Below are 24,223 nucleotides of genomic sequence, written 5' to 3'. Positions count from 1 at the left end.
TTACCCCTCCCCCTACCCGATGGACGCATGGCATTGCAGCCATGCATGACGCGGACGCATAACACCGAGAAAATGGCAGAAAACCGCCGTTTTTCAGTATTCAACGGCGTTTCGTGCTGCCCGCGCCCGTGCGGTCTTGGCGGTATGGCAGGATCCGCAAAGCAACTGGACGTTGTTCTCGTCCAGCGGTGCGCCACCGTCCTTCAGCTCCTGAATATGATCCCCAAAGAGCCGCGTGCCGGTGCGACCGCACTGTTCACAGCAATGCGGCCGCTTGCGCTTGATGGAAGCCATCAGGGCACGCCATTCAGGGCTTGTATAAAAGCCGTCAGCGCGTTTGGGTGGCTCTTTGGCTATGCTGGTGTCCAGAACACCTACAAGCGGCCTCATGCACGTCAGAACGGCTTTCTTGCGGCTGCTCATGTGGTGGCCACGTCCAGCTTGGACAGGTCGAACGTCACCAGCTCCCACTTGGCATCTGGCGATGGCCGCCGGTGCAACCGCACGTAATCCTTGGTCACATCCACGCGCACGCTGTCAGAAATCGCCTGCATGCCGCGCTGCCATTCCTCGTCCTCGATCTCCAGACGCCGGAGCGCGAGGATCTTGCCCACGTTCATGCTGCCCTGCTTGTCTACGTCAAACGCATCCAGCACCACGGCTTTCAGGTTGGCGTTGGCACCTTCAGACCAGCGGTTTAGGCAACCATGGATCAGCGTTTGCGCCGCCTGAATTTCAGGGCCAAACGAAATGACGTTGCCGACCGCCACAGTCACGCGCAGCGTGCCATCATAGCTGGTCAAGGTGACGTTGCCTTTGTCGCTGCCCAGCTTGGTGCTGTATTGCTCGGCCACCAGATCCAGAAACGCATGGATCTCTGCAAAGCAGAGCCGCTTGAAATCCATCATGAACTGCCGCACCGGCTCGGCTTCACGGTGCAAACGGCGCACCAGCTCATCTTGCAGCTTGTCAGATGGCCGGACATTCGCTTCCGGCACCAAACGCCCGCGACTGTCCTGCATGAAACCGTCAGGCACGGTTTGCATTGTCATTCTCCATCGTTGTCAGAAATGCCCGCGCCGGTTGGCGTCAGGCCAGAAGGTCAGCGCCCGCAGCGTCTGCGCTGGCGTGGCTGTATCGTGTTGTCGTGGCCAGCGAACTGTGGCCGAGCTGGGCCTGCACCCAATGCACCGGCTGCCCCGCGTCCAACTGGTGTGACGCAAAAGCATGGCGCAGCCAGTGAGCAGAGACATCAGGCGGCAGGCCCGCTCGTTTTGCGGCCCGCTTCACAACGCGATCCACAGCGCGTTCATGAAGCAGGCCGCCATCGTGGCCGGGGATAACGGGCGCATCAGGCCCGACATCAGACCGCACAGCCGCGATCTCTTTCCACAACGATGGTGAAACCTGCACATGGCGGGTTTTGCCACCTTTGCCGAAAACCGTTGCAATGCCGCCCGATTGGCGGCGTGTCATATCGCGCCAGCGTAACGCGCAGGCTTCTGAAATCCGCAGGCCGGTGCCGTAAAGCAGCGCCAGCAACGCATGGCGGCGCGGATCCTTCTCACCTGCCAGCATGGCCAACACCTGCTGGCGCGAAAGAATGCGTTCGTTCAGATTGTCGCGGCCACGCTCCATGCGGAACGCAGCGCCTGCATCCTGCGGTAGAAAGCCCAGCTTGTGGCCGTAGGTCAGCAGCGATTTCACGGCGCTGATCTTGCGCCGCCGAGTGCTGTCCGCCGCATCGGCCATGCTGTCGTTCCATGCCTGAATGTCAGCCAGGGCAACATCTGCCATCGGCTTGGCAACAAAACGGGCGAACTCCGCAACGTTGGTGCGATAGGCCCGCACCGTGTTGCTACTGCGGTTGTGTAGCCACGTTTTGACCAGCGGAAGATCCGCACGGTGAATGCCATCATCCGGCACTGCTGGCGCGGTCGATCTGGGCTGATCACCGCTAACCATTTGATTTCCCTATATTATCGGGTCATTTCCAACCCTCAAAAACCGTCAGATAACAGAGATTATCTGACGGGTTTGGGGGGTGTTCTGCGGGTTATCTGACACCTTGGCAGGTATGCCGTGTCAGATAATACCGCGTTATCATGACGCTTTTTACCGACATGCCTGAATGATAGCAGCCACGCCTGGGAGTGCTTTTTCGATAGCAAACGCGAGACCAGTGATTAGAGCAACAAGCATAATCACGGTGAAGCGGCATGCTTTAATTTCATTCATCACTTGTACCAAACGCCAGAGATCTTTAAGATCAGGCATGTTCATTCCTGGAAAGGTCAGGGGTGGACAAAAGAAACCCCCGCGCTGCTCGAACAGCCGGGGGTTTCGCTTAATCGGATGGAGCGCCGCCAACCTTGCGGCCGCAATCGCCCCATTTTGGCCCGCGCCATGTTGTTTCCATCACGCCGGGTGGCAACTCTTCCACCGTGCGGGAAGCATGTTCTTTGCGTAGCGCGGCATCAATGCGCTGCATGTCGTGCTCAGCATACACCGCACCCGCTGGCAGTTCGCTCAGCGATTGCAGGTGGCCATATTTTTCACATGCAAGGGCATTACATCGGGCAACCGTATTTTTCAGGCCACCAACGGCCCGCAAAATCACATCAGCCCGATGCCGTGGCAGACGATCTGGAACCATGCGCACGCAATACGCCACATTTCCATCTGCCGAAACAACTAGAACAATCTTCTTCCCGCGCAGCAGAACAGCACCACGGCAGATCTTCTGCCAGTGTTTCATGCGTTCAGCTTTTCAGAAGATACAAAAAAAGCCGTGGCCCAGATGGGCACACGACTTCGGAGATTTTGACTGTTTACGGCGAGTTAGGGGTAAGCGTCAATCTGATTTGAGAAATTATCTGTTGGTTTGGGAAGAATATTTTATTATCTTGGAACAAGAATTATTTTTTAGGAATTATAAATATGGCTTCTCTTCGAGTATTTGTTTCTTCGACATGCTATGATTTATCATCAATTAGAAGTCATTTAAGACAATTCATTATTACTATGGGCCATCAACCCATGATGAGTGATTATAACGATATCCTATATGATCCACGCACACATACTCATACAAGCTGTGTAGAAGAAATAAAAAACGCAGATTATATTGTTTTAATTATCGGCGGAAGATATGGAGGTAATGTTCTTCCCGATGCGTTAAATGTAGTGGATTTTGATGAATTAAAGAAACAAAGTGGCAGTAAAACAATATTTGATACAAAAGAAAAACTGTCTATCACTCAACTGGAAATACTCAAAGCAATTGAAAATGAAATACCAATTATAACATTCGTAGATAGCCGAGTCATGAATGATCATGCAACATATGAGAAAAACAAAACAAAAAGCATCTCAAAAGACATTGAGTATGCCTCAATAGAGAAGCCTCATACTGCTTCATTTATATTTGAATTTATCAATTTCTTACGGAAGAGATCTTATAATAACACATTACATACATTTTCAAGACCAGAGGAAATAGAATCTACTTTAAGGACTCAATGGTCAGGCTTGCTACAAAGATTATTATATGATGAAAGAACAAAAATAACAGAGCGTAAAGAAATGGAAAATTTTTCTACGCAAATAGAAGATTTAAAAACGGCAATATTGGCTTCTATTGGGGGAGGGAAAATAGATAAAGAAGTAGCTAAAGGAGTTGTTGTTTATAGAAAACTTGTTGATTTTATTCGTGGTTTTGCCCTTACATCTTATGATTTTATATATGAAGAAGATATGAATTTTGACCAATTCCTAGAAAAACTAGATATTGTAAAAATAGTAAAACTCCCGCCCCTTGGGCGTCGTAAAGAATATAATTTTCACACAACGAGAGACGCTCAAGCATTGATAAAAAGTGATGGGACTTTTTACTTGGTAACAAATTTATATGATATTGATTACATGCGAATTGAATTTAATAATTTCATGAGGCTTTCTAGGGAAAGTAGAAAAATAATATTTGATTCATTAATAGAAATAAATACAAGCGAGGGAATTTTGTTCCGAAATTTCTTACATATATCAAATAAAACATTCTCAGAATTCAAACAGGAATTAGAAGGAGATGCAGGAAACATAAAATCAGAAAATGACAAGACACAGAATGATGATTAAAATCTCTAATTATTGATAACGTTAAGTCATGTTTCAATAACAGGTAGAGGGGGTTTTAAACTCCCTCTTTCCAAAACCGGCCCGGCATCACCTGATATGCCTCCACCAACTGCTCCAGAAGCAGATCAATAGCGCCTGAAACGCGCAGTTTGTGAGTGGAAGCGGCCTCAGCCATAGCCTGAACACTCATGCCGTCAATCATCATGCGGTGCAGGAAGGTTTCGCCTACCTGCCCCAAGGCGTTGCGCACATACTCGCAGCGCCTCACAGCAGCTGCGCGAGACAGCATGATAACGTGCGGATCTGGCAGGCCACCCTTTTTGCCGGCTTCCGGGTCTCTGGCACCTAGAACGCCTGTTTCGTAATCTCGCGCCCAGTGTTCGGCTGCGGCTACGTGGGCATCTGTAATGGTGCCTGCCCTACGCAGCGCGTAAAGCGCCCCGGATGACCGCAGGCGCTTTTCTGGTGGCTGGTTCTTGTGTTCCTGAACGTAAACTTCCGTTACGTCGCCTTTGGCTAGGCGTTCTGGTGTGGCTTCTTCTGTATTCTGCACGTTGCTGCCCCGTTTGTTCTGGTGTACCGTCCGTAACCGTCACGGGCTTGCTCGTGCCTATGCAAACGGCGTTGCAGGGTGGTGACTTCCAATTCAGCCTCTGCACGCCGTTTTTGTTCCTGAGCCAGCTTGGCCCGCAGGTCTTCCATTGCATCAATCGGGTTGGGCTTGCCTTCGGCCTTCAACCGCAGTTTCGCAGCAACACACGCAGGCTCATGCTGCCACCTGTGCGCTTTGCTGATGCATGAAGTGCTGCTGATACGCGGTTTTCTCAAACGGCACGGGCGGCAAGCCATTTTCCTGCGCCAGTTCCGGCCAGCGGCGCTTTACGGCCCCAAAATCTCGGCAATCGGTAAACGCATCCTTCCAAACCTTGGCAGCCTTGGCCCATGCCTGTTCGAACTTGGCATTTTCCTTGGCTTCCTGAGGTTTTTCGGGGGCTGTATCCTGCGCTTTCGGGCGTAAGTGCTGCACCTCTATGCCGCGCAAAACTGCGGCTTCAAACACCTTTAACCGCCGGGGTTCCTCACCATTCTTACGCATGGCCTCGGTATGCTCCCGAATGGCGGAAATAATGGTATCCGGCTCTGCGCCCTGCCCCATCCAGCGCCGCACCAGCGAGACCGCATACGGCGCCTGATCGTTCATGCCGGTTGTGGCAATCACGCGGGCTACTGTCTGGGCCACCTGCTCCTGAGCCAATGCTGGGTTTTCGGTTGCCCCAGAAATAGAACTAGAAGGAATATTAATATCTCTCTCTAATTCTAGATCTATGGAACCCACGGAACCCAAATTTTCAGAAACCAAAACCGAATTGGGTTTTTGGTTTGGGTTTTGGGTTTCGGTTTTTCCACCCTGAACAACCGATGCCAAAGGCATATGGCGTTGGTTACGGTCAGCAGCAGCCTTCTTGCCGCTTCCTGGTGGGCGTCCACCCTTTTTCCCATTCTCACGTGCAGTAATCTGCTTACGTGTCAGGCCGGGTGGCACATCACAGCTTTCCTGCATCTGCTGCCAGCGGGCATCTGCTTCAATTTTGGCAGCTTCACGCTCTTCCTTGCGCAACAGGCGATCATACAGGTGTGGGCTGAACAACGCGCCCTCATCATCCCGCGCCAGAAAGCCGCGCTGGATGAGCTGCGGTAGCACGCGGGCCAGCACATCCTGATGCAGCCACGCCTGCACGGCAATTTCCGCATCAGTCAGCACATACTGCCCAGAACGAAACACGCAGGAACGTGCCTCTTTCAGCGCGTCACGCAGGTTTTCGAACACGCCGCGATATTCGGAAGGCATGGAGCGCACCATCTTGAGCGATGGCAGATCATCCCGCGCAAAGTCCTGAATATGTGGGCGGATCAGGTCAGCCATCAGCTTGGCCCTCCCCTTTTACAGAATACGGCTTGCCCAGCTGCTGGATGGTATGAATACGGGCCAGCGCCCGCTCCAGCACATGCTTGGTTTTTGCCATTTTGGGTGCAATTTCGTTGGCTTCTTGGGGGTCAATCACACCGTCTTCCAGAATGCGGATAGCGGTGGAGACCATCTCTCCCGAAACCATGCTGTATTCGCTCATATCCCGGCCAAAATCACCGGGGCCAACGTGCATGGGCAGCACAACATAGCCCAGAGCGTGCGCCATTTCTGAAAGCAGAATGGGCTGCTCGGCACATCTGTCCAGATCTATGGCAATATCCAGCGGAATAACGGTTGGCTGATGCCTGCTGGCATAGGCCTCCAGTTGAGATTTCTGCACACGCGTAAAACCGGCCGCAGCACGAAAATCCCCCACGGCCTCAACCGCACGTTTTGTGGCTGTTTTGATGGACGCCAGAAAGCAATGGGAAAACGGGATCATGATGCCGATACCGTTCTTAAGAATGGGAGCAGACACTGGCATTGCTGCCAATGTCTGCTTCGTCCATCATGTAATTGGAGGGCACATGAAAGGACGATTTTATGTCAAAGGATAAGAAATTTACCCCTGCACAACTTAATAACTGCAATGAGGATGGAACAATTCCATTCACGCAAGAAGATCGTGATGAAATTGTTTTTGCCGGAAACCAGATAGTCATGCGTGTTGTAGCGGAACTAGTTAAGAAGCTACCCGAAAAAGACAGAAATGAAATTATTTCCCTTATCGAAGAACACGGAAAAGCCTTCGACGCGGAAATCTCACAGAAGGGTTGTACATCGGGTTAGATTATGAAAAAGTCTGTTTTGTAGAAAAGAAATTTCCATAATCATCAAGAAAACCCGATGCAGACAGAGTGTAGCGCAGGCGCGTATGAGTTTCCAGCCTCCTGTGGACGGCGTGTTGTGGCCCGTTTTGACGGGGGGTGCATGAGTTCGGATGGGGGCGTCATTCTGGTGAAGCAGGCTGATGACATTCTGGGTCTCAGCCGCCGCTTTGCTGCCTGTTTTCGCGATAAGCGGCATCCTGCCTTTGTGGAATACCGGGTTGAAGACCTTGTCCGTCAGCGGATCATGGGCCTGGCACTGGGCTATGAAGATCTCAATGATCACGATGCCCTGCGGCATGACCTGATCTTTGGTCTGGCCTCGGGCCGTCTGTCAGGAGGCCGGGCAAACTGCGCAGCATTGGCTGGCAAATCTACACTGAACCGGTTGGAGCGCAGTGGGCACAAGGCAGATCGTTACTGTCGGATCATTGCTGATCATGAGGCCCTGGCGACCCTGTTCGTCACGCTCTTTCTGGACCAGCATGAGCGCGCACCCGCCCGCATCGTTCTGGATGTGGATGCCACCGATGACCGTATCCATGGCCATCAGGAAGGCCGTGCCTTTCATGGGTATTACGGCCATAACTGCTATCTGCCGCTATACATCTTTTGCGGGGATCATCTCCTCAGCGCTACCCTGCGCACGGCAGACAGGGACCCGGGGAAGGAAGCACTGGCAGACATCCGCCGGATCGTGGAGCAGATCAGGAGCCGTTGGCCCCGGGTGCGTATCCTGGTGCGTGGGGACAGCGGTTTCGCCCGGGACAGTCTGATGACATGGTGCGAAGACAACCACGTTGACTTCCTGTTCGGGCTTGCAGGCAACACCCGCCTGTATGACCGGATTGCCTCTTTGTCCGCTGAGGTTCGTGACGAAGCCGCCACGACAGGCAGAGCTGCGCGCGGTTTCGCCTCCTTTGACTGGATCACAAAGGACAGCTGGACGCGCCGCAGGCGGGTCGTGGCCAAGGCCGAATGGCGCCACGGCAACCGCTATCATCGCTTCATTGTCACCACGCTACCGCAGGGAATGTCCGACCCCCGCCATCTCTACGAACAGATTTACTGCGCACGCGGGGATATGGAAAACCGCATCAAGGAATGCCAGATGGATCTGTTCTCAGACAGGACCTCGTCCCACACCATCCGGGCCAACCAGCTCCGGCTGTGGTTCTCGGCCGCAGCCTATGTCCTGCTGATCGCTCTGCAAAGACTGGCCCTTGGCCAGACCAGCCTGGAGACGGCGACCTGTGGCACCATACGCGCACGACTGCTCAAAATCGCGACACGTGTAACGCTCAGCGTCCGTCGGATTGTCCTGTCCATGCCGGACATGTTCCCCTGTCAGCATGAATTCGCCCTCGCTCATGCACGATTGCGAAGGCTCCGGCAGGCCATCTGAAGAAACAGACAGTGCACAGACCACATAGCTTCCACCAACACTGCCTTCTCAGGCCGTGACACCCTCACTGCGTTCAGAACCCGCCGCCAGAAGCACAATATCGTCAATATTCCAGATCGGGCTCCTGTGGGATGACTGAATTCTACAAAATAACCCGAAATTGCCTCAAGTGTGAGAAATCAGCGTCGATAAGGACAACGCGATCCCACAAATTGGGAATGACGAAGATTTTGATCGCTTTTCTATGGCGAATGCCAAAGCGGCTAACGACTTTTTGGAGATCATCAACTCACCCGATCCTGTTTTGCGGAAAGGGCTGAAACGCTAAACTCACGCCGACAATGTGTTGACCTAGGGCAGAGAACCACCACGTCCCCCGGATAAACCAACATATTTTCTGTAGCTGCAGGCTTGTGATTCACATCCACCGCACCTCCACGTACAAGCCTGCGAGCTTCGCCATTCAGGTAACCCGCAGCTTCAGCCACAAAACGAAATAGCGGAATGCCCCGGACACCATCCGCATGACGGCTTCCGCCCTCTGCTGCATGGTTGGTTTCATGAGAATCAGTCATGCCGCAACTCCAGTGGTTTCAGGTTTAGAGAAGATATCTGGACGGATTTCTTCACGAGGAACTCCTGTTGCCTGCTCAATCGCAAGCACTCGTTCAGCTGGAACCCTTCCATTCTTCCTCCAAAGGATGATGGAGGAATGATGGAGGTCTAACTTGCGAGCTAGATTGCAGACGCCACCTACCTCAGAAATTGCTCTTTCTAAGCCATTCATAAGCTGCAATGTGGGATATTCCCACATTTTATGTCAAGAAAAATGTGGGATCAGTTCACCCGTCATAAAGCATGTTTCGTCTATTTAATTATACCAGAATCGTGAAAGACGGAAAAATGCCGTGTCAAGTATAGGAGAACGTTTGCGGAACTTGCGCAAGCAGCGCAATATGACCCAAGTCGAGGCAGCGGTCGCCATAGGGACATCTCGGTCAAATCTGACCAAGATTGAAACTGGCGAATACCTGCCAGGTAGGGAGGTATTGATGGCTGCTGCAGAGTTTTACGGTGTTTCACTAGACTGGTTAACGTCTGGTGACAAACCTAATAGCAAACGTTCTGCTGTGGCTGAAAATGAGCAAGAGGCTTTGCTACTTTATGCTTACAGAGCTCTACCGCGAGATGAAGCGGAACCATTATTAGCAATGCTGCTAAATCGAGTTAAGCCTCCTGCTCACTAATAAGGTTGAGTTGGAGGTTGAGATAGTTGATGAATATAATCTAAGCATGTTGACATATTTTTCATCGCTTCCTTCATATATTTTCCTGTTACAAACCAAACACCTTCATTTCCCTTAATAAAATGAAGAATAAAGTCTTTTGAAATAGTTGATCTAATAAGAAATTTTATTTTCTGCTCTTCATTTGGAATAATAATAATGGCATCCCCTTTGCCATACCCCATGAAGTTAATCAGTCCATGTTTTTCAAATACAATATCTATCGGAACCTGAGTTCCATCAGGAATATCCCATCCAGACTTTTCAAGAAAAATAGACATCTTTCTACTAGGATCAGAGATATTTATAGAAAGTAACCCCGCCCGATTAGGAAGGTAGGTTACCATTTGGCACTGCCATAATCCATCGGACGTTTGGTTCGAACGAAACTGCCACGGCCCCATAATAGGCGAATATGGCGTTTGCGCTTTAGCCTCTAAGGTTAATGAGTTAAAAAATATGGCAGACACTAAGATCAATATTTTTTTCATCTCCACTAAATAAGGAAAAAAATAAACACGCGTGTGATTTCTTCCCACATTCTTCTTGACATTAAATGTGAGTATATCCCACATTATCTCCATCACAACCCGTGGTGGAGAAAAACCGTGTCGAATACACGATACAAAATTGAAGAAGCCGATGGCGGCTTTGTGCTGATAGAAGAAAAGGGCGCACCCGGTCGCCCGCCTATCAGCACTGTTCGCGTGCCTTATTCCATCGCGCAGGAAGCAGAAAGCGGAACAGACGCTGCATCCCGTAATGGTGATGCGCTCAGGGATCAGCGCAAGCGGGCAGCGCTCAGTTTAGCGCGGTATGCCACATCATTTTTTATCGAAAAAGATCCAGATGCCCACCACCTGCTCCGTATCCGTGACCGTGTAGAAGCACTGGTAACAGCTTCCATTGCTGAATTGCGCAAGAATGCAGCCGTGCCCAGCCAACAAACAGAATAATAGGCACGGCCTATAGTTTAGATGTTAGGCGTTAGATACTATTTTGGCTTTGGGTAATCTGATTTCAAGCGCTCCAAAAGGTTATAAAACTCACTGGAAACCTTAGAGTGCTCGTATTCATCGCTTAGATCACTTCCAGAAGCAGAACGAGCACTTAAATGAGAAGCTGTTAGTATTGCAGCAGCCTGAATAAGAGCCGCCTCAATAGTTGTATCTATTTCGTCTGACATAGCGTTTTTCCTTTCTTGGGTCTGTTAGCGCGCCAAGAATGGAAAAAGTTGGGGGAGTCTGGCAACAGGCTTCCCCTTCAAAGAGAAGCAAGATGGTTCATCAGACCAATAGGCCAGAACAGTATGTGTTCTCTCATGCACATGCTACCCTTTACACAACACCTACACAGCACACCAAAACAGGCTTGCAGCATGACGCAGGAACCAGAAGCTGGAAATTTGGAACCGGAAACGGATATGGGCGAAATGGGGAAAGATTTTCCCTACTGGGCAGCAAAGGAAGCTCTGAAAACCGCCGAAACAGCTTTGGCAGAAACAGACAAATCGCGGGAAAGCCTTACAAAAACAGCAACATCCATTATTGGCTGGGCTTTGCCCCTAAGCGTGGTAATGGGGGGCGTAGTATTTGCGCCAACTCTTGGAATGCCGCGGCGGATAGCAGCAGCCTGCGGCTTTATTCTAACCGCAGCTGCTGTAATAGAGGCATTTCAGGCATTGCGGGTGCGCAACTGGTCAAACGGTGGCCTTTCACCCAGCATATGGCTCAAGCTGATAGAAAGCCCACCACCCGATGCCTCAGCTTTGTACATCACAGTAGAAAGACTGAAATCACTAGAGAATGCCTTGCACATAAACGATACACTCGTGGATATTTGTGCAAAGCATGTGCGCAGAGCATGGAACCTGCTGCTGGTTATGCCTATTGTAGCATTTATAGCAGCAATTGTAGCAGCTATTTATCTTTAAGAGTATTCCGTAATTCTTTTACAGATTTCAGTAACTCTTGCATATCCCTTCTCTTATTCTCTTTCGGTGCTGAACTGCTATTATTAGCGCCCTTCTGGCCTGTTCTTTGCTCAAAAATAGAAGGTTTAGGCACAAAATTTGGCTTATCCTTTTGCGTTTGTTTTTTATCGTCCTTAGGCATCAGTTTCCTCATCGAGTCTTGTGAACGCCCGATGATGGAAAATGCGGGAGAGTACAGCAACCGTTTCTCCCGCATTTTAGCTAAGCAGATGGTGTGCCCATGATTACGGCCACCATCCCCTGCCCCGCACACCAAAAATCCACCAGATTCAATCAGACCGCTCTACGGCGAGCCCTCATTCTTCGTGCGCAAGGTGATATTCTCTTTGCTCATGCAGATGAGCTGGAGCGATACCGCCGCGCATGCAGCGCCAGCGAAAACCCAGATGGCGCAGAAGCATGGAAAAGGCTGGCCAACCACACCCGCACAGAGGCCGAAGCCTTCCATTCCCGCGCCAACCTCATTGAAAGCCACGCAAAATGAACAATCAGATCTTTCAGGCTGCCCGCACGCAGCTGGAGCAGCTCATCCATAACAATGTGGACAGCAAAGAAAAGCTGACCATGCTTTCTCTGGTGAAAGACATGGCTGCTGCAATGGAAGCCGAGCAGAACGTGGCCGATGCCGCCCTGCGCACAAGCTACGCCAAGCGCCGCAGCCCAACCTTCCGCCTGCGTGATTTCATTCTGGGTGAAGCAAGGGTGGCGTGATGGCAAACCGTGAACAACATCAAGCCGGGTTGGATCAGTTTCTGACAGCCGCCGAGGTGGCCGCACGCCTACGGGTGACAACCCGCACCCTCTACCGCCGAATCGAAACGCTGAATTTTCCCCGGCCGGTAAAATTCAGCCGTAACTGCGTGCGCTGGAGAGAGCGGGAAGTTTCTGATTGGGTAGAATCGGCTGGCAGCCTAAACTCAGCCAATGCCTAAGCGGCGGCTCTTTGCTCAGCGTGTCGCCCAATACCCCCCCCCACCCCAAACTTATGGGGGTATATTAGGGGGTATTTCTTGTTTTGGTTCAAAAAATATTATTCAAAAACATATATGTAGGGAATGAGTGGTATGGTCGCCCAGACCTCCATCTCCCTACGAAGCTAAAAGACAATGCTCGACATTTTCCGCAGAAAACTGCGGTTGTCGGTTTTTGCTCGTATAGTCCCGCCACCCGCTGCGCAAAATCTCAGGAACAGCTTTAACACACTGGCTGATTCGGCAGATGTCTGTCTGCTGTGGATCGTCACGTTAGGCATGAGTTAACGTTAAACCTAAAAAAGACCCCTCGCTGTTGTGGAATAGAGATTATGGCTCCAAATTTCACGTATGTCGGGATTTTTCTAAATTTTCTGTAAGCCTGAAAATGTTTATATCGCTGAATAAGTAAGAATATTTTGCATGGAAGGTATTTTCTTACGAAGGAATAATAATTTTGTTAAGAATTATCAGAGTAGAATGATTTGATTTTTTGGTTACCTGAATTTTCATTAAGGTTAAAATGATGTCTAGCAACGATGTTGAGTTAAATGATGTGGCATTTTACGATGCAATTCCAATTTCTGAGATTACGGAAAACTCAGATGGAACGTTTACGGCCACTCCTTCTCCATCTGGTTTATCTGAAGATATTTATTTTCCTGTATATATAACTGGAGATAATGGTATTTATGAATATCCGAGTGATCATGAAGGGTATGGGCATGGATTTGGAGGTAATATTGAAGTAAATCAAGTAGGGTATTATACTAAATATGGGGTAGTTATGAACGTTTTGGGGGAGGTAGCTCCTTACGTGTTGTTTACCAACGGTGATACCCCAGATGCAGACGGAAATTATATTTTGTCAGATGATTCAAGCGTATATGTCTGTTTCTTGAAGGGGACACAAATAAAATCAAAGCACGGATATATAAATGTTGAAGATATTTGTGTTGGTGATGAAATAGTTTCTGTAGAAAACGGTATTGAAACCCTTATAAATGTTACGTGGGTTGGGTGTAAAAAAGCGCATGTTATGCCCTATTTACCTCTGGATGCATCAGGATATCCTGTAAGAATATTAAAAGACGCCATTGCTCATGGCGTGCCTTATAAAGATATGTTGATTACTGCAGAGCATTGTTTGTTTTTTAACGGTAAATTTGTGCCGGTTCGTATGCTCGTAAATGGTAATTCTATTTTTTATGATAAATCTATCACTTCTTATGATTACTATCATATAGAAACAAATACTCACTCCGTTATTATTGCTGATGGAGTGGAAACAGAAAGCTACCTGAATACAGGTAACAAAAAAACATTTAATGTTAAAAGTAATATATACAGCATCCATGAGAAAAAACTTGAGTGGAACAAGGATTCTTATGCTCCACTTTGTGTAGATCATGATTTTGTTGAACCTATATTTCAGAAATTAAAAGAAAGAGGTGAAAGATTAAATCCTCATCATGTTTCAGACGAAAAGCTCCAGATTACTCAAGAACCTAATTTGTTTTTGCTGACAGAGGCAGGAAAAGTGATCAGGCCTTTGCATCACATAGATTTACAATATAGTTTTATGCTTCCAGCAAATACCAAATGTGTAAGAATTATATCCCGCACCAGCCGTCCATGCGATGTTATTGGCCCATTTATGGATGATCGTCGTTACATGGGGGTTGCTGTAAGTGATGTTTGCTTATGTTCCGCGCAGCAGCAGCATCAAATTGTTTCTCATCTTCAAGCTGAAAAACCCAAAGGTTGGCATGATACCGATTGGATAGATTGTGCATGGACTAATGGGAACGCTTTGTTGCCTTTGGGAGATTATCTGGAAGGAAACAAAATAGGTATTCTTTCCATGACTATCCGGGAAACAGGATCCTATATTCTCCCGGATCAAAACAGGACAATGTTACGGCGCTTGGGATAACAAGCCTTAAGTGAAGGCCGGTCGTCATGGGAATTGGTGCCCACCGCGATCGGCTTCTTTACATATGCTTGTGAGTTCTGGTGCCTGATTCGCGTTTATAGATATTAAAGACAAGTCATTACGGCGGTTTACTCTGCATATTTTGGGTGGTCTGGGGTGCAGGTAGAAGCGTTGCCTCTTGCGGCTGCTGCGTTCACATTCCCGCTGTCATAATTTTGCAAAGGAATACTCTCGTGAGTAATGACACAACAGCACAGAATGGTGTTCTGCGTTCCGTTAAGGTGCAGAAGGACGGAAGCACCAAGGCAAAGCTGTGCTTTACAAAGCAGGACCAGAATATTGAATTTTCTGTAACGGTCACCCTGCCCCCAACGCCTGGCGCAAGTGCCGATGCTGCGTTTGTTGATACCGCCAATCTGCTGGGCCTGACCAAGGTTGCCATTCAGAAGGTGGCAAAAGATCAGAACATCACGCTTCCAAATTTTGCGGAATAAAAGATACTGCGGGCAGCGAATCTGTAAAAGGTGCTGCTGCCCACATATCTAGGGCTCCGGTTTGCCGTGCCGGGTATAAACATTTCGCAAGAAAGGGCTTGGCTTGTGCAGAAAAAATTTGCCGATGTTTTTCTGGAAAAAGTAGAGCAGATAAACGCTGGCCGGACCATTTATGCCAGCGCGGGTGCGTTTTTATGTGTCTGTTTTATGCTAGGGTTGGCCAACCTGATTTGCCATTTCGGCCTGCATATTGATCTGGCTTATCTGGTGCGAGATCTTATTTTCATCATGGCATTTTATTTTTTCCTGCCTCCCCTCATCCTATGGGTTGGAAAAGGCAGGCTTCCGGGTGGAGATAATTAGGCTTTTTCTGCCCCATCAAGCTTGTGCTTCACTTTTTTAAAGCAGCACAAGCTCTCAGGAAAAAACTTATTGTCGCTCTTTTTGGCCGACAATCAGGCTGCGTAAAATGCGTTCACGCAGGCATTGAGGCAGCAGTCGCTCAAGAACCCGAAGCACCCGAAACGGCCACGGGAAGATATAAACTTTTCTTTTTTTGGTAATGGCCCGTATAATGCGGCGCGCAGCACTTTTGGCTGAAACCAGAAATGGACGCGGCCCTTCCAGTCTGCGGCTCATGGGGGTGTCTATAAAGCCCGGCACAATCAGCGTGAGGCCCACACCTTTATCTTCCCACGCCAGACCTGCCGCGCGCGCAAAGAAATCCAACCCACATTTGGAACTGCTATAGGCCGGAGAGCACGGTAGTTCGTAAAACCCAGCGACGGAGCCGATAAGGGCAATATGCCCGCCTCCATTGGGGATCATATTCTGTGCAGCGGCTGTGGCCAAGGCTACGGGCGTGGCGTAGTTCACCTGCGCAAGCTGTAATACCTTTTGCGGGTCTTCTGTCATGCTGTCCAATGGCTGTATGTCAGATAGCCCAGCTCCCAGAATCACCAGATCAGGCTTATGGTCAGCATAATCGGCCTCAAACGCTGCCAGAGCGGCTTCCCCATCAAACAGATCAATCTGGCGGGTAAAAACAGCAGAACCGCGTGCACAACACGTGGTGGCAATTTCTGTCAGGCGTTCGGGGTTTCTGCCCCATAATATCAGGGTCCGGCCCGGCCGTGCATAACGTTTGGCCAGTTCCATTCCAATTCCGCCGGTGGCCCCAGTAAGCAGAACAGAGCGTGCGGTGTGTTTTCCGTTCGCAACAACTTTCACACTTTTCCCTTTCCCAATGCTGCGTAATAAGGCATCACCCACTGGCTTTTGGCTTTCACACAACGGAGTGGCAATGTCTTCCCCCACTCAGATTACGGTTACACCTGTTTCGGGTTCACGCCAGCTTTCTCTCTTTATAAAACTTCCACGCCTTCTTTACGATGGCTTGCCGAGTTATGTGCCTCCTTTAGATATGGAGCAGCGGGATATTTTTTCACCCACGCATGCACCATTTTTTGAGCACGGCTTTGCTTGTTATTTTCTGGCGTGGCGGAATGGAAAGCCCATTGGGCGTATATCTGCCCAGATAGATGCCTTGGCTCTTAAGCAGCCCGGCCCACGTACGGGCTTTTTTGGCGCGCTGGATACGCTGGAGCCGGAGTGTGTGGCCCCATTGCTTGAGGCCGCCACACAATGGCTGAAGTTGCGCAAAGTTGAGCGCATACGTGGCCCGTGGACACTGAATAGCAATGGTGAATCCGGGGTTATGGTAGAGGGGCAGGATGAGCCCCCCATGATAGGCATACCGTGGCACCCCAAAATTCTTGGCCCCGCGGTTGAGGCCGCCGGGTTTAAGCGTGCTGTGGACCTACTGTCCTACCGGATGGAAACCAGCCCTTCTGCCGAGCGTGCAAACCAGATACCTGCCAATATCCGGCAGCGTCTGGGAGCTATTACCATGCGCGGGCTGCGTAAGGACAAGGTGAATGAAGACGCCGAAATCCTGCGCGAGATCTATAATGATGCGTGGTCTGATACATGGGGGAACATTCCTCTTACGCAGGATGAGGTAAAGAGCCTGCTCAAGGCGCTCAAGCCCATCTTGCGGCCAGAACAGTATGTGCTGGCTGAAGTGGCCGGAGAACCCGCAGCCATTGCGCTGGTTATTCCCAACATGTTTGATATCAGTGGTGATCTGGGCGGTGCCCCCTCTCCGCTCGGCTGGCTCAAGCTGGCTTCACGCGTGGTCAGCCATGATTTCCGGTCTGCGCGTGTGGTGTTGCTGGGTGTGCGCAAAAAGTATCTTGGCACGGCTTTGCGCGCCATGCTGCCAGCCCTGATTATTGATGAACTGATGAAGCGTGGCCACGTGCTGCCTTATCGCAGCATTGAGCTTGGTTGGGTGCTGGAAACGCATGAAGGCCTGCGCAAGCTGATTGAGCGCATTTCCCCCACACCGTACAAACGGCACCGGATGTACGAAAAACTTTTAACGGACTAAACCGCGCTCTGGCGGGTGGAGCGCCTAAAGGTGGCTCCACCCGTGGGAACGGAATTGCAGGTTTTTGCCTGCATTATCCAGAACCGTTACGCCTGTAGATGTCTGCGTAAATTCCCCTATCCGGGTGACTTTTACGGGGCCGCAGATAGTATCTAACGTGCCTTTGCTGAGCAGCGCGGCTTCATGCTGAGCGGGGACGGCAAATAAGATCTCATAATCATCGCCGCCGGTTAGGCAGGTTTCCAGCCATTTGGGGCCGGTTTGGCGGGCTGCGTCTGATAGAGGTACAGCATCTGCATGGATGGTCACATGCAACTCATTTTCCCGCGCAAGATGCCCAGCATCCTGTAGCAAGCCGTCTGAAATATCCATGGCAGCAGAGGCAAGGCCGTATAAGGGCAAGCCAATGCGGGGCTGCGGCAGACGGTAACGCTGCGCCAGATATCCGGATGGATCAGCTATTTCACTCTGAAGAGCGCGTAAGCCCAGGGCCCCATCACCAATGGTGCCCGTAACCCATAATCCATCACCAGCCTGTGCACCTTGTCGGCGGATGGCCTGCCCTGGCAATACAGAGCCAAGAATGGTCAGGGACAACACCAGCGGGCCACGGGTGGAGGTTGTATCGCCCCCCAGTAACTGAAGCCCGAATTGCTCCTGATCCGCTTTCAGCCCCTTGCAGAACTGCGCCACCCATTGTTCGGTAATATGAGGCGGCCGCGCAAACGTTAGCAGCCAACCTTCGGGGCGGCTGCCCATAGCTGCCAGATCAGACAGATTGCAGCGGAGCAGCTTGCGGCCAATGGTTTCTGGTGGATCATCTGGCAGAAAATGAACATTTTCCACCATGCCATCCGCTGCAATCACCAGCTCCCGCCCTTCTGGCGGTGTGAAAACAGCGGCATCATCCCTCAATTCAAGGGCAGCGGCGCCAGCCAGAGCAGAAAAATGTTGCCGAATAAACGCAAATTCCTGCGGCAGATCAGTCTGGCTGCTGGGTTTGTTCTGTATCATGGTTCCGTTCAGCCGCCAGACGTTTGAAGAGCGTATCCAGAACGCCGTTCACAAGGCGCGGTTCGTCACCAGAGAAGAATGCATGGGCCACGTCCATGTATTCATTGATCAGCACGGGAGCAGGCGCATCGCCTTCTGTGGCTTCTGCTGCGGCAGCCAGAAGCAATGCGCGCAATACGGGGTCCAGCCGCGCAATGGGCCATGTTTCCGGAAGTGTTTTTTCAACTTCCTGCGTAACCTGTGTGCGCATGGAGGTGACCAGCCGCACAATATGGCTGAAAAGCTGTGTATCGGCTTCTGGAATGCAGCCATCTTCATAGCTTGCGCCATCCAGTGTTGTACCAAACCGATGGACCAGAAACTGCTCAATAACGTTTTCTGGGCGATCTCCATTCTGGTCAATCTGGAACAGGGCCTGCACAGCGGCAACGCGTGCAGCCGTGCGGGGCCGTTGTGCCCCTTTCAAACGGGGTTCATCCTGTAGTTCTGTCATCCATCCCTCCTGCCCGGCCAGTCTGTTGCAAAGCCGGGTTTAATGGCGTTTTTCTGTTCTAAGGTCTAGTCTTTTCCGGAGGCTGGGGCGCCACCTGTTTCCATAAGGTTCAGGATTTCCGAAAAATCCTTGGCTTCTGTAAAATCGCGGTACACGCTTGCAAACCGCACATATCCAACGCCATCCACTTCCTTAAGGGCATCCATTGCCAATTCACCTATGCGGGTGGATGTCACCTCGGTTTCCCCATTTCCCTCAAGCTGGCGCACAATGCCGGTTACAATCTGCTCGATCTGTTCTTCGGAAACAGGGCGTTTGCGCAGGGCAATGCGGATGGAGCGTGCAATTTTTTCCCGGTCAAAGGGGGCGCGCCGGCCATCGTTTTTTACCACAACCAGTTCGCGCAGTTGCACGCGTTCTACCGTGGTAAAACGCTGCCCGCAGGACAGGCATGCACGCCGCCGCCGAATGGCCAGTCCTTCCTCATTGGGGCGACTGTCCTTGACCTGACTATCTGGGTTCCCGCAAAAAGGGCAACGCATGGTGGTATCAACCTTCCCTCAGGCGCATTTCTGGCTGGCGTTTTCTGTTGTTAAAAGAGCGCGTATGTAAAGGCACCACTTATTTCTTTTGGGCCGTTTCGTCCATACCATGTGGCGGTCCATCTGGATGGAGAAATTATGAAACGCAGCCATTTTGCTGTTCTGTTCTGTGCAGCTCTTTCTTGCTCAGCCTACGCCGCACCGCAGGCTTGGGCCGATAATCAGCCTCCTCTGCCCGTTCTGCCCGAGCAGGCGGATGCTCAAAAAGATATTACCATATTTGATACATCCCTGCATCTGGCATCGGAAGGAGAGCCGGCAACGGTTTATTTTGCCCTGTCCAATTCCAGTGAAACAGCGCATCTGCTTACGGGCGTAACGTCTCCCGTTTGCCAGAAGCTGGTGGGCCACCATGCCGATCAGGAAAGCACAGGCGGCACCCGAGTGCTGTTTACCCACCTTGCCCTACCCGGCAATTCTACACTGGTGTTTCCACCGGGCGGGTATCACCTGCTTTGCTTTGGCCTTTCCAATAACGTGCATGCCAATCAGAACGTGCCGTTTACATTCACATTTATGGGTGGGTCTTCAAAAACTGTTTCTATCCCTGTGCAGGATGCTGGCACAGATGCAGAAAGTGACCATAAGCCAGACTGATTACGTCTGATTTAGTAAAGCGCCATTCTGGCAGGAAAGTGCTTCCTGCCAGAAATTGTGGTTTCAGCCGCCCGTATAGGTGCTGAGGGTGCGCTTAACAGCCTGATGCCATCCGGCAATCATGGTGCGGCGCTGTTCATTTTCCATTTTCGGTTCAAACAGAGAGCCCCGTGCCCATTCAGAAGCCACGGTCTGCTCACTATCCCACACACCTGTTGCTATGCCTGCCAGAAAGCCTGCGCCCAGAGCAGTGGTTTCCACGTTGCGCGGGCGTTCCACCTTGGCCTGCAGCATGTCTGCAAGAAACTGGCAGTACCAGTCATTGGCAGACATGCCGCCATCTACGCGAATGCTATCTGTGGTGCCACCGCCATCCTGCATCATGGCGGTTACCAGATCAAGCGTCTGATATGCCACGGATTCCAGAGCAGCACGGGCAATATGCGCAGCACTTGAATCCAGCGTAAGGCCGCAGATAAGCCCACGTGCGTCCGGGTCCCAATGTGGGGCGCCAAGGCCTACAAAGCCCGGCACCATGTATACACCGTGGCTGTCTGGTACGCGCGTAGCCATATCATCGGTTTGAGAGGCGTGGGTAATCAGATGCAGCCCATCGCGCAGCCATTTGATGGCCGCACCGGCCACAAAAATGGAGCCTTCCAGCGCATAGGTGGTTTTGCCATTGATACGATAGGCAATGGTGGTGAGCATGCGGTTGCGTGATGTTACGGGTTTATCCCCCGTATTCAGCAGCAAAAAGCAGCCTGTGCCATAGGTGGCCTTGGCCATGCCGGGTGTAAAACATGCCTGCCCCACTACAGCGGCCTGCTGATCCCCCGCAATACCTGCAATAGGAATAGGCCGACCGAACAGTTCCGGCACGGTTTCACCATAAATGCAGCTGCTGTCTTTCACTTCAGGCAGAAGTGCTGCAGGTACGCGGAAAAGACGCAGAAGGTCTTCATCCCACTGTTGGCGGTGGATATCAAACAGCATGGTGCGGGATGCGTTGGTTACATCCGTTGCGTGCACCTTACCGCCTGTCAGGCGCCACAGAATGAAGGAATCAATGGTGCCAAAAGCAAGTTCACCCTTTTCAGCACGTTCGCGGGCCTGCGGCACGTTATCCAGCAGCCATGCCAGCTTGGTGGCAGAAAAATATGGGTCAATCAAAAGGCCGGTGCGTTCGCGCACCAGTGTTTCTGCGCCTTCATCCCGCAGTTTCTGGCACACATTGGCCGTGCGCCGATCCTGCCAGACAATAGCGCGATGGATAGGCTTGCCGGTAGCGCGTTCCCACACCACAATGGTTTCGCGCTGGTTGGTAATGCCAATGCCTGCCACCCGGTCTGCTGCGCCAGATTTTTCCAGCGCTGCGCGCGCGGTGCTTACAACATCTTTCCAGATATCTTCCGGGCAGTGTTCTACCCAGCCGGCCTTGGGGTAATGCTGTGCAAACTCCTCTCTGGCGGCAGCGAGTTCCTGCGCATCACGATCAAAGACAATGCTGCGTGTTGATGTCGTTCCCTGATCAATAGCCAGGACACAGTCTTGCTTACTCATTAAGGAGTATCCTTCTGCGTGTTGCGGTCAGTCTGCCGCCGTCGTGGTCACCCGTGCCCGTGCGGGCATAAATGGGCGGAGAAGTGTCTGGTAAAGTGTGGCACCCACTAAACCGCCCACCATGGGGCCAGCAATAGGCATCCACCAATAATTGCCGGGGGAAGGAAACGCGGCACGTCCCCATCCTGCAACAAAACAGAAAATGCGCGGCCCAAGATCACGCGCAGGGTTAAGGGCCCAGCCTTCCAAAAAGCCGGAAGATGCGCCTAGAATAGCTACCAGCAGGCCAATAATCAGCGCGCCGGAATTGGCTTGCGGGGCCACGGTATTGTATTCACAGGTAATGGCAAAAATACCCAGCACCAAAATGGCGGTCAGGATAACCTCATTCATCATGGCATGAAGTGGGGTTACAAAATCACCGGGATGGGTAAAGAAAACGCCAGAAGCTGCGCCATCATTTACCCAGTCCAGATGATTGGCGAGCGCGTAATGCTGGATAACAGAGCCGTACAGGGCGTACACAAGCGAGGCCCCTAAAAAGCCGCCGCCAATTTGTGCTACCCAGTAAGGCACTACTTTTTTCCAGGAAAATCCACGGTAGCATGCCAAAGCCAACGTAACGGCCGGGTTGGCATGCGTGCCAGATACAGAACCAGTTACATAGATGGCCAGCGTAACGGCCAGCCCCCATGTAATGGCAACACCCCAGTAAGCCTGCTTGTAGGGGCTGGGATCATACAGCGAGAACATTGCTGCCACTGAATCCCCAATAGTCACAATAATCATAACAGCCAGACATTCGGCTATCATTTCCCCAAGCAGGGCTTTTCCTGTTTTTTCCATGACCTTCCTCATTATTATTTTTGTTGTTGGAAAGGACGTATCTATGGTTCTCAGATATCAGGCAAGTTTCTTCCCGACATATGCTTCAACATTGGCTTTTTCTGCATCATTCAGATGCAGACCCAGCTTGCTGCGGCGCCACAGAACATCTTCTGCCGTGCGTGCCCATTCACGAGAAATCAGATAATCCACTTCACGCGATGTCAGGTCACCGCCCAGCACTTCACCCATATCCTGCATGCTATTGGCTTCACCAATAATTTCGTAGGTCCGGCTGCCATAATTGCGCATCAGGCGCCATGCAAGACCTTCCGGTAGCCACGGTGCTGTGCGGCGCAGGCGTGCCAGAGCCTGATCAAACCCACCGTCACCCAAGTCACCACCGGGCAGAACTTCCTGTGCAGTCCAGCTCTGGCCACCTACTGCGGGCAGAACAGGTGCCAGTTTTTCCAGCGCGTGTTCGGCAAGCTTACGGTAAGTGGTGATCTTGCCGCCAAAGATTGAAAGCAGCGGCGCACCATCCTGCGTATCCAGATCCAGCACGTAATCACGCGTTACGGCAGAAGCGTTGGCAGAGGCATCATCATACAGCGGACGCAGGCCAGCGTAGCTCCACACCACATCGCTTTCTTTGACCTGCACGTTCAGATAGCGGTTTACGCTTTCACACAGGTAGCTCACTTCATCGGGCGCAATTTCCACTTTGCCCGGTTCCTGCTTCCAAGGAATATCGGTGGTGCCGATCAGCGTGAACTTCTGTTCATACGGAATGGCGAACACAATACGCTTATCCGGGTTCTGGAAGATGTAAGCCTGCGGGCCTTCATACACGCGCGGCACAATAATGTGGCTACCCTTGACCAACCGAACGGATTTGGAGTTCGGGATCTTCAGCGTATCCGCCAGCAGGCGTGCAACCCATGGGCCAGCAGCGTTTACCAGCGCTTTGGCGCGTACGGTTGTGGTTTTGCCGGTTGCGCGGTCTTCCAGAGTGGCTTCCCACACGCCGTTGGCGCGGCTGGCGGCAATTAGGCGTGTGCGTGTGCGCACATCTGCACCGCGTTCGGCGGCATCCATGGCGTTCAGCACCACAAGGCGGCTGTCCTGCACCCAGCCATCGGAATACACAAAGCCTTTGGTGTATTCGGGCTTCAGCGCAGCACCGGATGAATGCGTACGGAAATCAATGCCGCGAGACTTCGGCAGTGTCATGTTGGAAGCAAGGTGATCGTAAAGGAACAGACCAGCCTTGAGCATCCATGCCGGACGGACCAGCTTGGAATGTGGCAGCACGAACCGGAGCGGCCACATGATATGCGGGGCCATCTTCAGCAGGCGTTCGCGTTCCATCAGGGCTTCGCGCACCAGGCGGAATTCGTAATATTCCAGATAACGCAGCCCGCCGTGGATCAGCTTCGTGCTGGAAGATGATGTGTAGCTGGCAAGGTCATCCTGCTCCACCAGCAGAACAGAGGCGCCACGGCCAACAGCATCTCGTGCGATGCCTGCGCCGTTTACCCCTCCTCCAACAATGAGCAGATCATAAATGCGGGCGGGAGATGCAGTAGGTGTGGTCATGGTTTCTTCCGGTTTCGGTCAGAACGCAAACTTCTGTCTTTTATTCGTATTCGAAAAGAA

At 51.4% G+C, this 24,223-nt stretch carries 35 protein-coding genes; 15 read left to right on the top strand and 20 right to left on the bottom strand.

The window, feature by feature from the left end:
- Positions 1-93: 93 nt before the first annotated feature.
- From FCN51_RS26070 to FCN51_RS26050, 5 genes are all read right to left on the bottom strand, one after another.
- On the bottom strand, positions 94-423 hold the full coding sequence (locus tag FCN51_RS26070) for an HNH endonuclease signature motif containing protein (protein WP_061342381.1): 330 nt from the start codon (positions 421-423) through the stop codon (positions 94-96).
- On the bottom strand, positions 420-1,052 hold the full coding sequence (locus tag FCN51_RS26065; protein WP_310257090.1) for a DUF3164 family protein: 633 nt from the start codon (positions 1,050-1,052) through the stop codon (positions 420-422). The genes FCN51_RS26070 and FCN51_RS26065 overlap by 4 nt, the downstream gene beginning before the upstream one ends.
- 37 nt (positions 1,053-1,089) lie before the next feature.
- Positions 1,090-1,965 (bottom strand): tyrosine-type recombinase/integrase, encoded by an 876-nt coding sequence (locus FCN51_RS26060; RefSeq protein ID WP_014457213.1) that lies wholly within the window; start codon positions 1,963-1,965, stop codon positions 1,090-1,092.
- 150 nt (positions 1,966-2,115) lie between these two features.
- Positions 2,116-2,277, bottom strand: coding sequence for a hypothetical protein (locus tag FCN51_RS26055; RefSeq protein WP_310257087.1), 162 nt, complete (start codon positions 2,275-2,277; stop codon positions 2,116-2,118).
- Between the two features lie 70 nt (positions 2,278-2,347).
- Positions 2,348-2,758, bottom strand: coding sequence for a hypothetical protein (locus FCN51_RS26050; RefSeq protein WP_310257084.1), 411 nt, complete (start codon positions 2,756-2,758; stop codon positions 2,348-2,350).
- Between the two features lie 182 nt (positions 2,759-2,940).
- On the opposite strand from FCN51_RS26050, the gene FCN51_RS26045 reads away from it, so the two are divergent.
- Positions 2,941-4,137: a DUF4062 domain-containing protein gene (locus FCN51_RS26045; protein WP_310257081.1), complete on the top strand. Its 1,197-nt coding sequence runs from the start codon at positions 2,941-2,943 to the stop codon at positions 4,135-4,137.
- Between the two features lie 55 nt (positions 4,138-4,192).
- Here the strand turns inward: FCN51_RS26045 and FCN51_RS26040 are convergent, their stop codons facing one another.
- Positions 4,193-4,690 carry a hypothetical protein gene (locus tag FCN51_RS26040; protein ID WP_310257078.1) on the bottom strand — a complete coding sequence of 166 codons (498 nt, stop codon included), beginning with the start codon at positions 4,688-4,690 and terminating at the stop codon, positions 4,193-4,195.
- Positions 4,691-4,743: 53 nt separating this feature from the next.
- Between FCN51_RS26040 and FCN51_RS26035 the strand changes: the two genes are divergently transcribed.
- Positions 4,744-4,938 (top strand): hypothetical protein, encoded by a 195-nt coding sequence (locus FCN51_RS26035; RefSeq protein ID WP_310257075.1) that lies wholly within the window; start codon positions 4,744-4,746, stop codon positions 4,936-4,938.
- On the opposite strand, the gene FCN51_RS26030 is transcribed toward FCN51_RS26035, so the two are convergent.
- Both FCN51_RS26030 and FCN51_RS26025 read right to left on the bottom strand, forming a co-directional pair.
- Positions 4,904-6,061, bottom strand: coding sequence for a hypothetical protein (locus FCN51_RS26030; protein WP_310257072.1), 1,158 nt, complete (start codon positions 6,059-6,061; stop codon positions 4,904-4,906). The genes FCN51_RS26035 and FCN51_RS26030 overlap by 35 nt on opposite strands.
- Entirely contained in the window at positions 6,054-6,584 is a 531-nt protein-coding gene (locus FCN51_RS26025; protein ID WP_310257069.1) for a hypothetical protein, read from the bottom strand. The genes FCN51_RS26030 and FCN51_RS26025 overlap by 8 nt, the downstream gene beginning before the upstream one ends.
- A 65-nt stretch (positions 6,585-6,649) precedes the next feature.
- Between FCN51_RS26025 and FCN51_RS26020 the strand changes: the two genes are divergently transcribed.
- Both FCN51_RS26020 and FCN51_RS26015 read left to right on the top strand, forming a co-directional pair.
- On the top strand, positions 6,650-6,895 hold the full coding sequence (locus FCN51_RS26020) for a phage tail sheath protein (RefSeq protein WP_310257067.1): 246 nt from the start codon (positions 6,650-6,652) through the stop codon (positions 6,893-6,895).
- 57 nt (positions 6,896-6,952) lie between these two features.
- A complete protein-coding gene (locus FCN51_RS26015; protein WP_006115870.1) occupies positions 6,953-8,338 on the top strand; it encodes an IS1380-like element IS1380A family transposase in 1,386 nt (461 codons plus the stop codon).
- A 284-nt stretch (positions 8,339-8,622) separates the two neighbouring features.
- Here FCN51_RS26015 and FCN51_RS26010 read toward each other — a convergent pair whose 3' ends face one another.
- The gene (locus tag FCN51_RS26010) at positions 8,623-8,913 is read right to left on the bottom strand and encodes a hypothetical protein (RefSeq protein ID WP_310257061.1); all 291 of its coding nucleotides are present in this window, start codon (positions 8,911-8,913) and stop codon (positions 8,623-8,625) included.
- Positions 8,910-9,125 carry a transcriptional regulator gene (locus FCN51_RS27145; protein WP_374727188.1) on the bottom strand — a complete coding sequence of 72 codons (216 nt, stop codon included), beginning with the start codon at positions 9,123-9,125 and terminating at the stop codon, positions 8,910-8,912. Before FCN51_RS27145 ends, FCN51_RS26010 begins: the two co-directional genes overlap by 4 nt.
- 121 nt (positions 9,126-9,246) lie before the next feature.
- On the opposite strand from FCN51_RS27145, the gene FCN51_RS26005 reads away from it, so the two are divergent.
- Positions 9,247-9,585, top strand: coding sequence for a helix-turn-helix domain-containing protein (locus tag FCN51_RS26005; RefSeq protein WP_264820386.1), 339 nt, complete (start codon positions 9,247-9,249; stop codon positions 9,583-9,585).
- Here the strand turns inward: FCN51_RS26005 and FCN51_RS26000 are convergent.
- A complete protein-coding gene (locus FCN51_RS26000) occupies positions 9,582-10,199 on the bottom strand; it encodes a hypothetical protein (protein ID WP_310257056.1) in 618 nt (205 codons plus the stop codon). The genes FCN51_RS26005 and FCN51_RS26000 overlap by 4 nt on opposite strands.
- A 33-nt stretch (positions 10,200-10,232) precedes the next feature.
- Here FCN51_RS26000 and FCN51_RS25995 point away from each other — a divergent pair, with 33 nt between their 5' ends.
- Entirely contained in the window at positions 10,233-10,580 is a 348-nt protein-coding gene (locus FCN51_RS25995; protein WP_310257053.1) for a hypothetical protein, read from the top strand.
- 38 nt (positions 10,581-10,618) lie between these two features.
- Here FCN51_RS25995 and FCN51_RS25990 read toward each other — a convergent pair whose 3' ends face one another.
- On the bottom strand, positions 10,619-10,810 hold the full coding sequence (locus FCN51_RS25990) for a hypothetical protein (protein WP_310257051.1): 192 nt from the start codon (positions 10,808-10,810) through the stop codon (positions 10,619-10,621).
- A 192-nt stretch (positions 10,811-11,002) separates the two neighbouring features.
- Between FCN51_RS25990 and FCN51_RS25985 the strand changes: the two genes are divergently transcribed.
- Positions 11,003-11,557, top strand: coding sequence for a hypothetical protein (locus FCN51_RS25985; protein ID WP_035366728.1), 555 nt, complete (start codon positions 11,003-11,005; stop codon positions 11,555-11,557).
- Here the strand turns inward: FCN51_RS25985 and FCN51_RS25980 are convergent.
- A complete protein-coding gene (locus tag FCN51_RS25980; protein WP_310257047.1) occupies positions 11,544-11,738 on the bottom strand; it encodes a hypothetical protein in 195 nt (64 codons plus the stop codon). The genes FCN51_RS25985 and FCN51_RS25980 overlap by 14 nt on opposite strands.
- Before the next feature lie 99 nt (positions 11,739-11,837).
- On the opposite strand from FCN51_RS25980, the gene FCN51_RS25975 reads away from it, so the two are divergent.
- The 6 genes from FCN51_RS25975 (at position 11,838) to FCN51_RS25950 (ending at position 15,381) form a co-directional block, all read left to right on the top strand.
- The gene (locus FCN51_RS25975; RefSeq protein ID WP_310257044.1) at positions 11,838-12,101 is read left to right on the top strand and encodes a hypothetical protein; all 264 of its coding nucleotides are present in this window, start codon (positions 11,838-11,840) and stop codon (positions 12,099-12,101) included.
- On the top strand, positions 12,098-12,328 hold the full coding sequence (locus FCN51_RS25970) for a hypothetical protein (protein WP_310257041.1): 231 nt from the start codon (positions 12,098-12,100) through the stop codon (positions 12,326-12,328). Before FCN51_RS25975 ends, FCN51_RS25970 begins: the two co-directional genes overlap by 4 nt.
- Complete coding sequence (locus tag FCN51_RS25965) at positions 12,328-12,549, top strand: helix-turn-helix transcriptional regulator (RefSeq protein WP_003627239.1); 222 nt, start codon at positions 12,328-12,330, stop codon at positions 12,547-12,549. The genes FCN51_RS25970 and FCN51_RS25965 overlap by 1 nt, the downstream gene beginning before the upstream one ends.
- A 562-nt stretch (positions 12,550-13,111) precedes the next feature.
- Positions 13,112-14,524 carry a Hint domain-containing protein gene (locus FCN51_RS25960; protein WP_310257036.1) on the top strand — a complete coding sequence of 471 codons (1,413 nt, stop codon included), beginning with the start codon at positions 13,112-13,114 and terminating at the stop codon, positions 14,522-14,524.
- A gap of 233 nt (positions 14,525-14,757) precedes the next feature.
- Positions 14,758-15,018, top strand: coding sequence for a hypothetical protein (locus FCN51_RS25955; protein ID WP_003624276.1), 261 nt, complete (start codon positions 14,758-14,760; stop codon positions 15,016-15,018).
- 105 nt (positions 15,019-15,123) lie between these two features.
- Positions 15,124-15,381, top strand: coding sequence for a hypothetical protein (locus FCN51_RS25950; protein ID WP_228142444.1), 258 nt, complete (start codon positions 15,124-15,126; stop codon positions 15,379-15,381).
- 66 nt (positions 15,382-15,447) lie between these two features.
- Here FCN51_RS25950 and FCN51_RS25945 read toward each other — a convergent pair whose 3' ends face one another.
- Positions 15,448-16,290, bottom strand: coding sequence for an SDR family NAD(P)-dependent oxidoreductase (locus FCN51_RS25945; protein ID WP_012812914.1), 843 nt, complete (start codon positions 16,288-16,290; stop codon positions 15,448-15,450).
- Positions 16,291-16,321: 31 nt separating this feature from the next.
- On the opposite strand from FCN51_RS25945, the gene FCN51_RS25940 reads away from it, so the two are divergent.
- Positions 16,322-17,470: a hypothetical protein gene (locus tag FCN51_RS25940; protein WP_310257031.1), complete on the top strand. Its 1,149-nt coding sequence runs from the start codon at positions 16,322-16,324 to the stop codon at positions 17,468-17,470.
- Positions 17,471-17,494: 24 nt separating this feature from the next.
- On the opposite strand, the gene thiL is transcribed toward FCN51_RS25940, so the two are convergent.
- The 3 genes from thiL to nrdR form a co-directional block, all read right to left on the bottom strand.
- Positions 17,495-18,484: a thiamine-phosphate kinase gene (gene thiL, locus FCN51_RS25935; protein ID WP_310257028.1), complete on the bottom strand. Its 990-nt coding sequence runs from the start codon at positions 18,482-18,484 to the stop codon at positions 17,495-17,497.
- A complete protein-coding gene (gene nusB / locus FCN51_RS25930; RefSeq protein WP_003624286.1) occupies positions 18,453-18,977 on the bottom strand; it encodes a transcription antitermination factor NusB in 525 nt (174 codons plus the stop codon). Before nusB ends, thiL begins: the two co-directional genes overlap by 32 nt.
- Positions 18,978-19,042: 65 nt before the next feature.
- Positions 19,043-19,519, bottom strand: a complete 477-nt coding sequence (gene nrdR / locus FCN51_RS25925; protein ID WP_310257024.1) for a transcriptional regulator NrdR — start codon at positions 19,517-19,519, stop codon at positions 19,043-19,045.
- A 138-nt stretch (positions 19,520-19,657) separates the two neighbouring features.
- Between nrdR and FCN51_RS25920 the strand changes: the two genes are divergently transcribed.
- The gene (locus FCN51_RS25920) at positions 19,658-20,176 is read left to right on the top strand and encodes a copper chaperone PCu(A)C (protein WP_003624292.1); all 519 of its coding nucleotides are present in this window, start codon (positions 19,658-19,660) and stop codon (positions 20,174-20,176) included.
- Positions 20,177-20,239: 63 nt separating this feature from the next.
- On the opposite strand, the gene glpK is transcribed toward FCN51_RS25920, so the two are convergent.
- From glpK to glpD, 3 genes are read right to left on the bottom strand one after another with little or no spacing between them, the layout of a single operon-like run.
- Positions 20,240-21,739 carry a glycerol kinase GlpK gene (gene glpK, locus FCN51_RS25915; RefSeq protein WP_003624294.1) on the bottom strand — a complete coding sequence of 500 codons (1,500 nt, stop codon included), beginning with the start codon at positions 21,737-21,739 and terminating at the stop codon, positions 20,240-20,242.
- A 27-nt stretch (positions 21,740-21,766) separates the two neighbouring features.
- Positions 21,767-22,597: an MIP/aquaporin family protein gene (locus FCN51_RS25910; protein ID WP_012812917.1), complete on the bottom strand. Its 831-nt coding sequence runs from the start codon at positions 22,595-22,597 to the stop codon at positions 21,767-21,769.
- Positions 22,598-22,642: 45 nt separating this feature from the next.
- Positions 22,643-24,163: a glycerol-3-phosphate dehydrogenase gene (glpD, locus tag FCN51_RS25905; RefSeq protein WP_003624299.1), complete on the bottom strand. Its 1,521-nt coding sequence runs from the start codon at positions 24,161-24,163 to the stop codon at positions 22,643-22,645.
- Positions 24,164-24,223: the final 60 nt, after the last annotated feature.

The organism is Acetobacter pasteurianus (assembly GCF_009914215.2).
In the GTDB taxonomy this organism is placed as follows: domain Bacteria; phylum Pseudomonadota; class Alphaproteobacteria; order Acetobacterales; family Acetobacteraceae; genus Acetobacter; species Acetobacter pasteurianus.
This window is presented reverse-complemented; position numbering and strand designations above follow the sequence as displayed.

What these genes read in the sequence shown, in the direction of transcription:
- FCN51_RS26070 (WP_061342381.1), bottom strand. Translation starts at nt 423, where the DNA reads ATGAGCAGCCGCAAGAAAGCCGTTCTGACGTGCATGAGGCCGCTTGTA.
- FCN51_RS26065 (WP_310257090.1), bottom strand. Translation starts at nt 1,052, where the DNA reads ATGACAATGCAAACCGTGCCTGACGGTTTCATGCAGGACAGTCGCGGG.
- FCN51_RS26060 (WP_014457213.1), bottom strand. Translation starts at nt 1,965, where the DNA reads ATGGTTAGCGGTGATCAGCCCAGATCGACCGCGCCAGCAGTGCCGGAT.
- FCN51_RS26055 (WP_310257087.1), bottom strand. Translation starts at nt 2,277, where the DNA reads ATGCCTGATCTTAAAGATCTCTGGCGTTTGGTACAAGTGATGAATGAA.
- FCN51_RS26050 (WP_310257084.1), bottom strand. Translation starts at nt 2,758, where the DNA reads ATGAAACACTGGCAGAAGATCTGCCGTGGTGCTGTTCTGCTGCGCGGG.
- FCN51_RS26045 (WP_310257081.1), top strand. Translation starts at nt 2,941, where the DNA reads ATGGCTTCTCTTCGAGTATTTGTTTCTTCGACATGCTATGATTTATCA.
- FCN51_RS26030 (WP_310257072.1), bottom strand. Translation starts at nt 6,061, where the DNA reads ATGGCTGACCTGATCCGCCCACATATTCAGGACTTTGCGCGGGATGAT.
- FCN51_RS26020 (WP_310257067.1), top strand. Translation starts at nt 6,650, where the DNA reads ATGTCAAAGGATAAGAAATTTACCCCTGCACAACTTAATAACTGCAAT.
- FCN51_RS26015 (WP_006115870.1), top strand. Translation starts at nt 6,953, where the DNA reads ATGCAGACAGAGTGTAGCGCAGGCGCGTATGAGTTTCCAGCCTCCTGT.
- FCN51_RS26010 (WP_310257061.1), bottom strand. Translation starts at nt 8,913, where the DNA reads ATGACTGATTCTCATGAAACCAACCATGCAGCAGAGGGCGGAAGCCGT.
- FCN51_RS27145 (WP_374727188.1), bottom strand. Translation starts at nt 9,125, where the DNA reads ATGAATGGCTTAGAAAGAGCAATTTCTGAGGTAGGTGGCGTCTGCAAT.
- FCN51_RS26000 (WP_310257056.1), bottom strand. Translation starts at nt 10,199, where the DNA reads ATGTGGGATATACTCACATTTAATGTCAAGAAGAATGTGGGAAGAAAT.
- FCN51_RS25990 (WP_310257051.1), bottom strand. Translation starts at nt 10,810, where the DNA reads ATGTCAGACGAAATAGATACAACTATTGAGGCGGCTCTTATTCAGGCT.
- FCN51_RS25985 (WP_035366728.1), top strand. Translation starts at nt 11,003, where the DNA reads ATGACGCAGGAACCAGAAGCTGGAAATTTGGAACCGGAAACGGATATG.
- FCN51_RS25980 (WP_310257047.1), bottom strand. Translation starts at nt 11,738, where the DNA reads ATGCCTAAGGACGATAAAAAACAAACGCAAAAGGATAAGCCAAATTTT.
- FCN51_RS25975 (WP_310257044.1), top strand. Translation starts at nt 11,838, where the DNA reads ATGATTACGGCCACCATCCCCTGCCCCGCACACCAAAAATCCACCAGA.
- FCN51_RS25970 (WP_310257041.1), top strand. Translation starts at nt 12,098, where the DNA reads ATGAACAATCAGATCTTTCAGGCTGCCCGCACGCAGCTGGAGCAGCTC.
- FCN51_RS25965 (WP_003627239.1), top strand. Translation starts at nt 12,328, where the DNA reads ATGGCAAACCGTGAACAACATCAAGCCGGGTTGGATCAGTTTCTGACA.
- FCN51_RS25960 (WP_310257036.1), top strand. Translation starts at nt 13,112, where the DNA reads ATGATGTCTAGCAACGATGTTGAGTTAAATGATGTGGCATTTTACGAT.
- FCN51_RS25940 (WP_310257031.1), top strand. Translation starts at nt 16,322, where the DNA reads ATGTCTTCCCCCACTCAGATTACGGTTACACCTGTTTCGGGTTCACGC.
- thiL (WP_310257028.1), bottom strand. Translation starts at nt 18,484, where the DNA reads ATGATACAGAACAAACCCAGCAGCCAGACTGATCTGCCGCAGGAATTT.
- nusB (WP_003624286.1), bottom strand. Translation starts at nt 18,977, where the DNA reads ATGACAGAACTACAGGATGAACCCCGTTTGAAAGGGGCACAACGGCCC.
- nrdR (WP_310257024.1), bottom strand. Translation starts at nt 19,519, where the DNA reads ATGCGTTGCCCTTTTTGCGGGAACCCAGATAGTCAGGTCAAGGACAGT.
- FCN51_RS25920 (WP_003624292.1), top strand. Translation starts at nt 19,658, where the DNA reads ATGAAACGCAGCCATTTTGCTGTTCTGTTCTGTGCAGCTCTTTCTTGC.
- glpK (WP_003624294.1), bottom strand. Translation starts at nt 21,739, where the DNA reads ATGAGTAAGCAAGACTGTGTCCTGGCTATTGATCAGGGAACGACATCA.
- FCN51_RS25910 (WP_012812917.1), bottom strand. Translation starts at nt 22,597, where the DNA reads ATGAGGAAGGTCATGGAAAAAACAGGAAAAGCCCTGCTTGGGGAAATG.
- glpD (WP_003624299.1), bottom strand. Translation starts at nt 24,163, where the DNA reads ATGACCACACCTACTGCATCTCCCGCCCGCATTTATGATCTGCTCATT.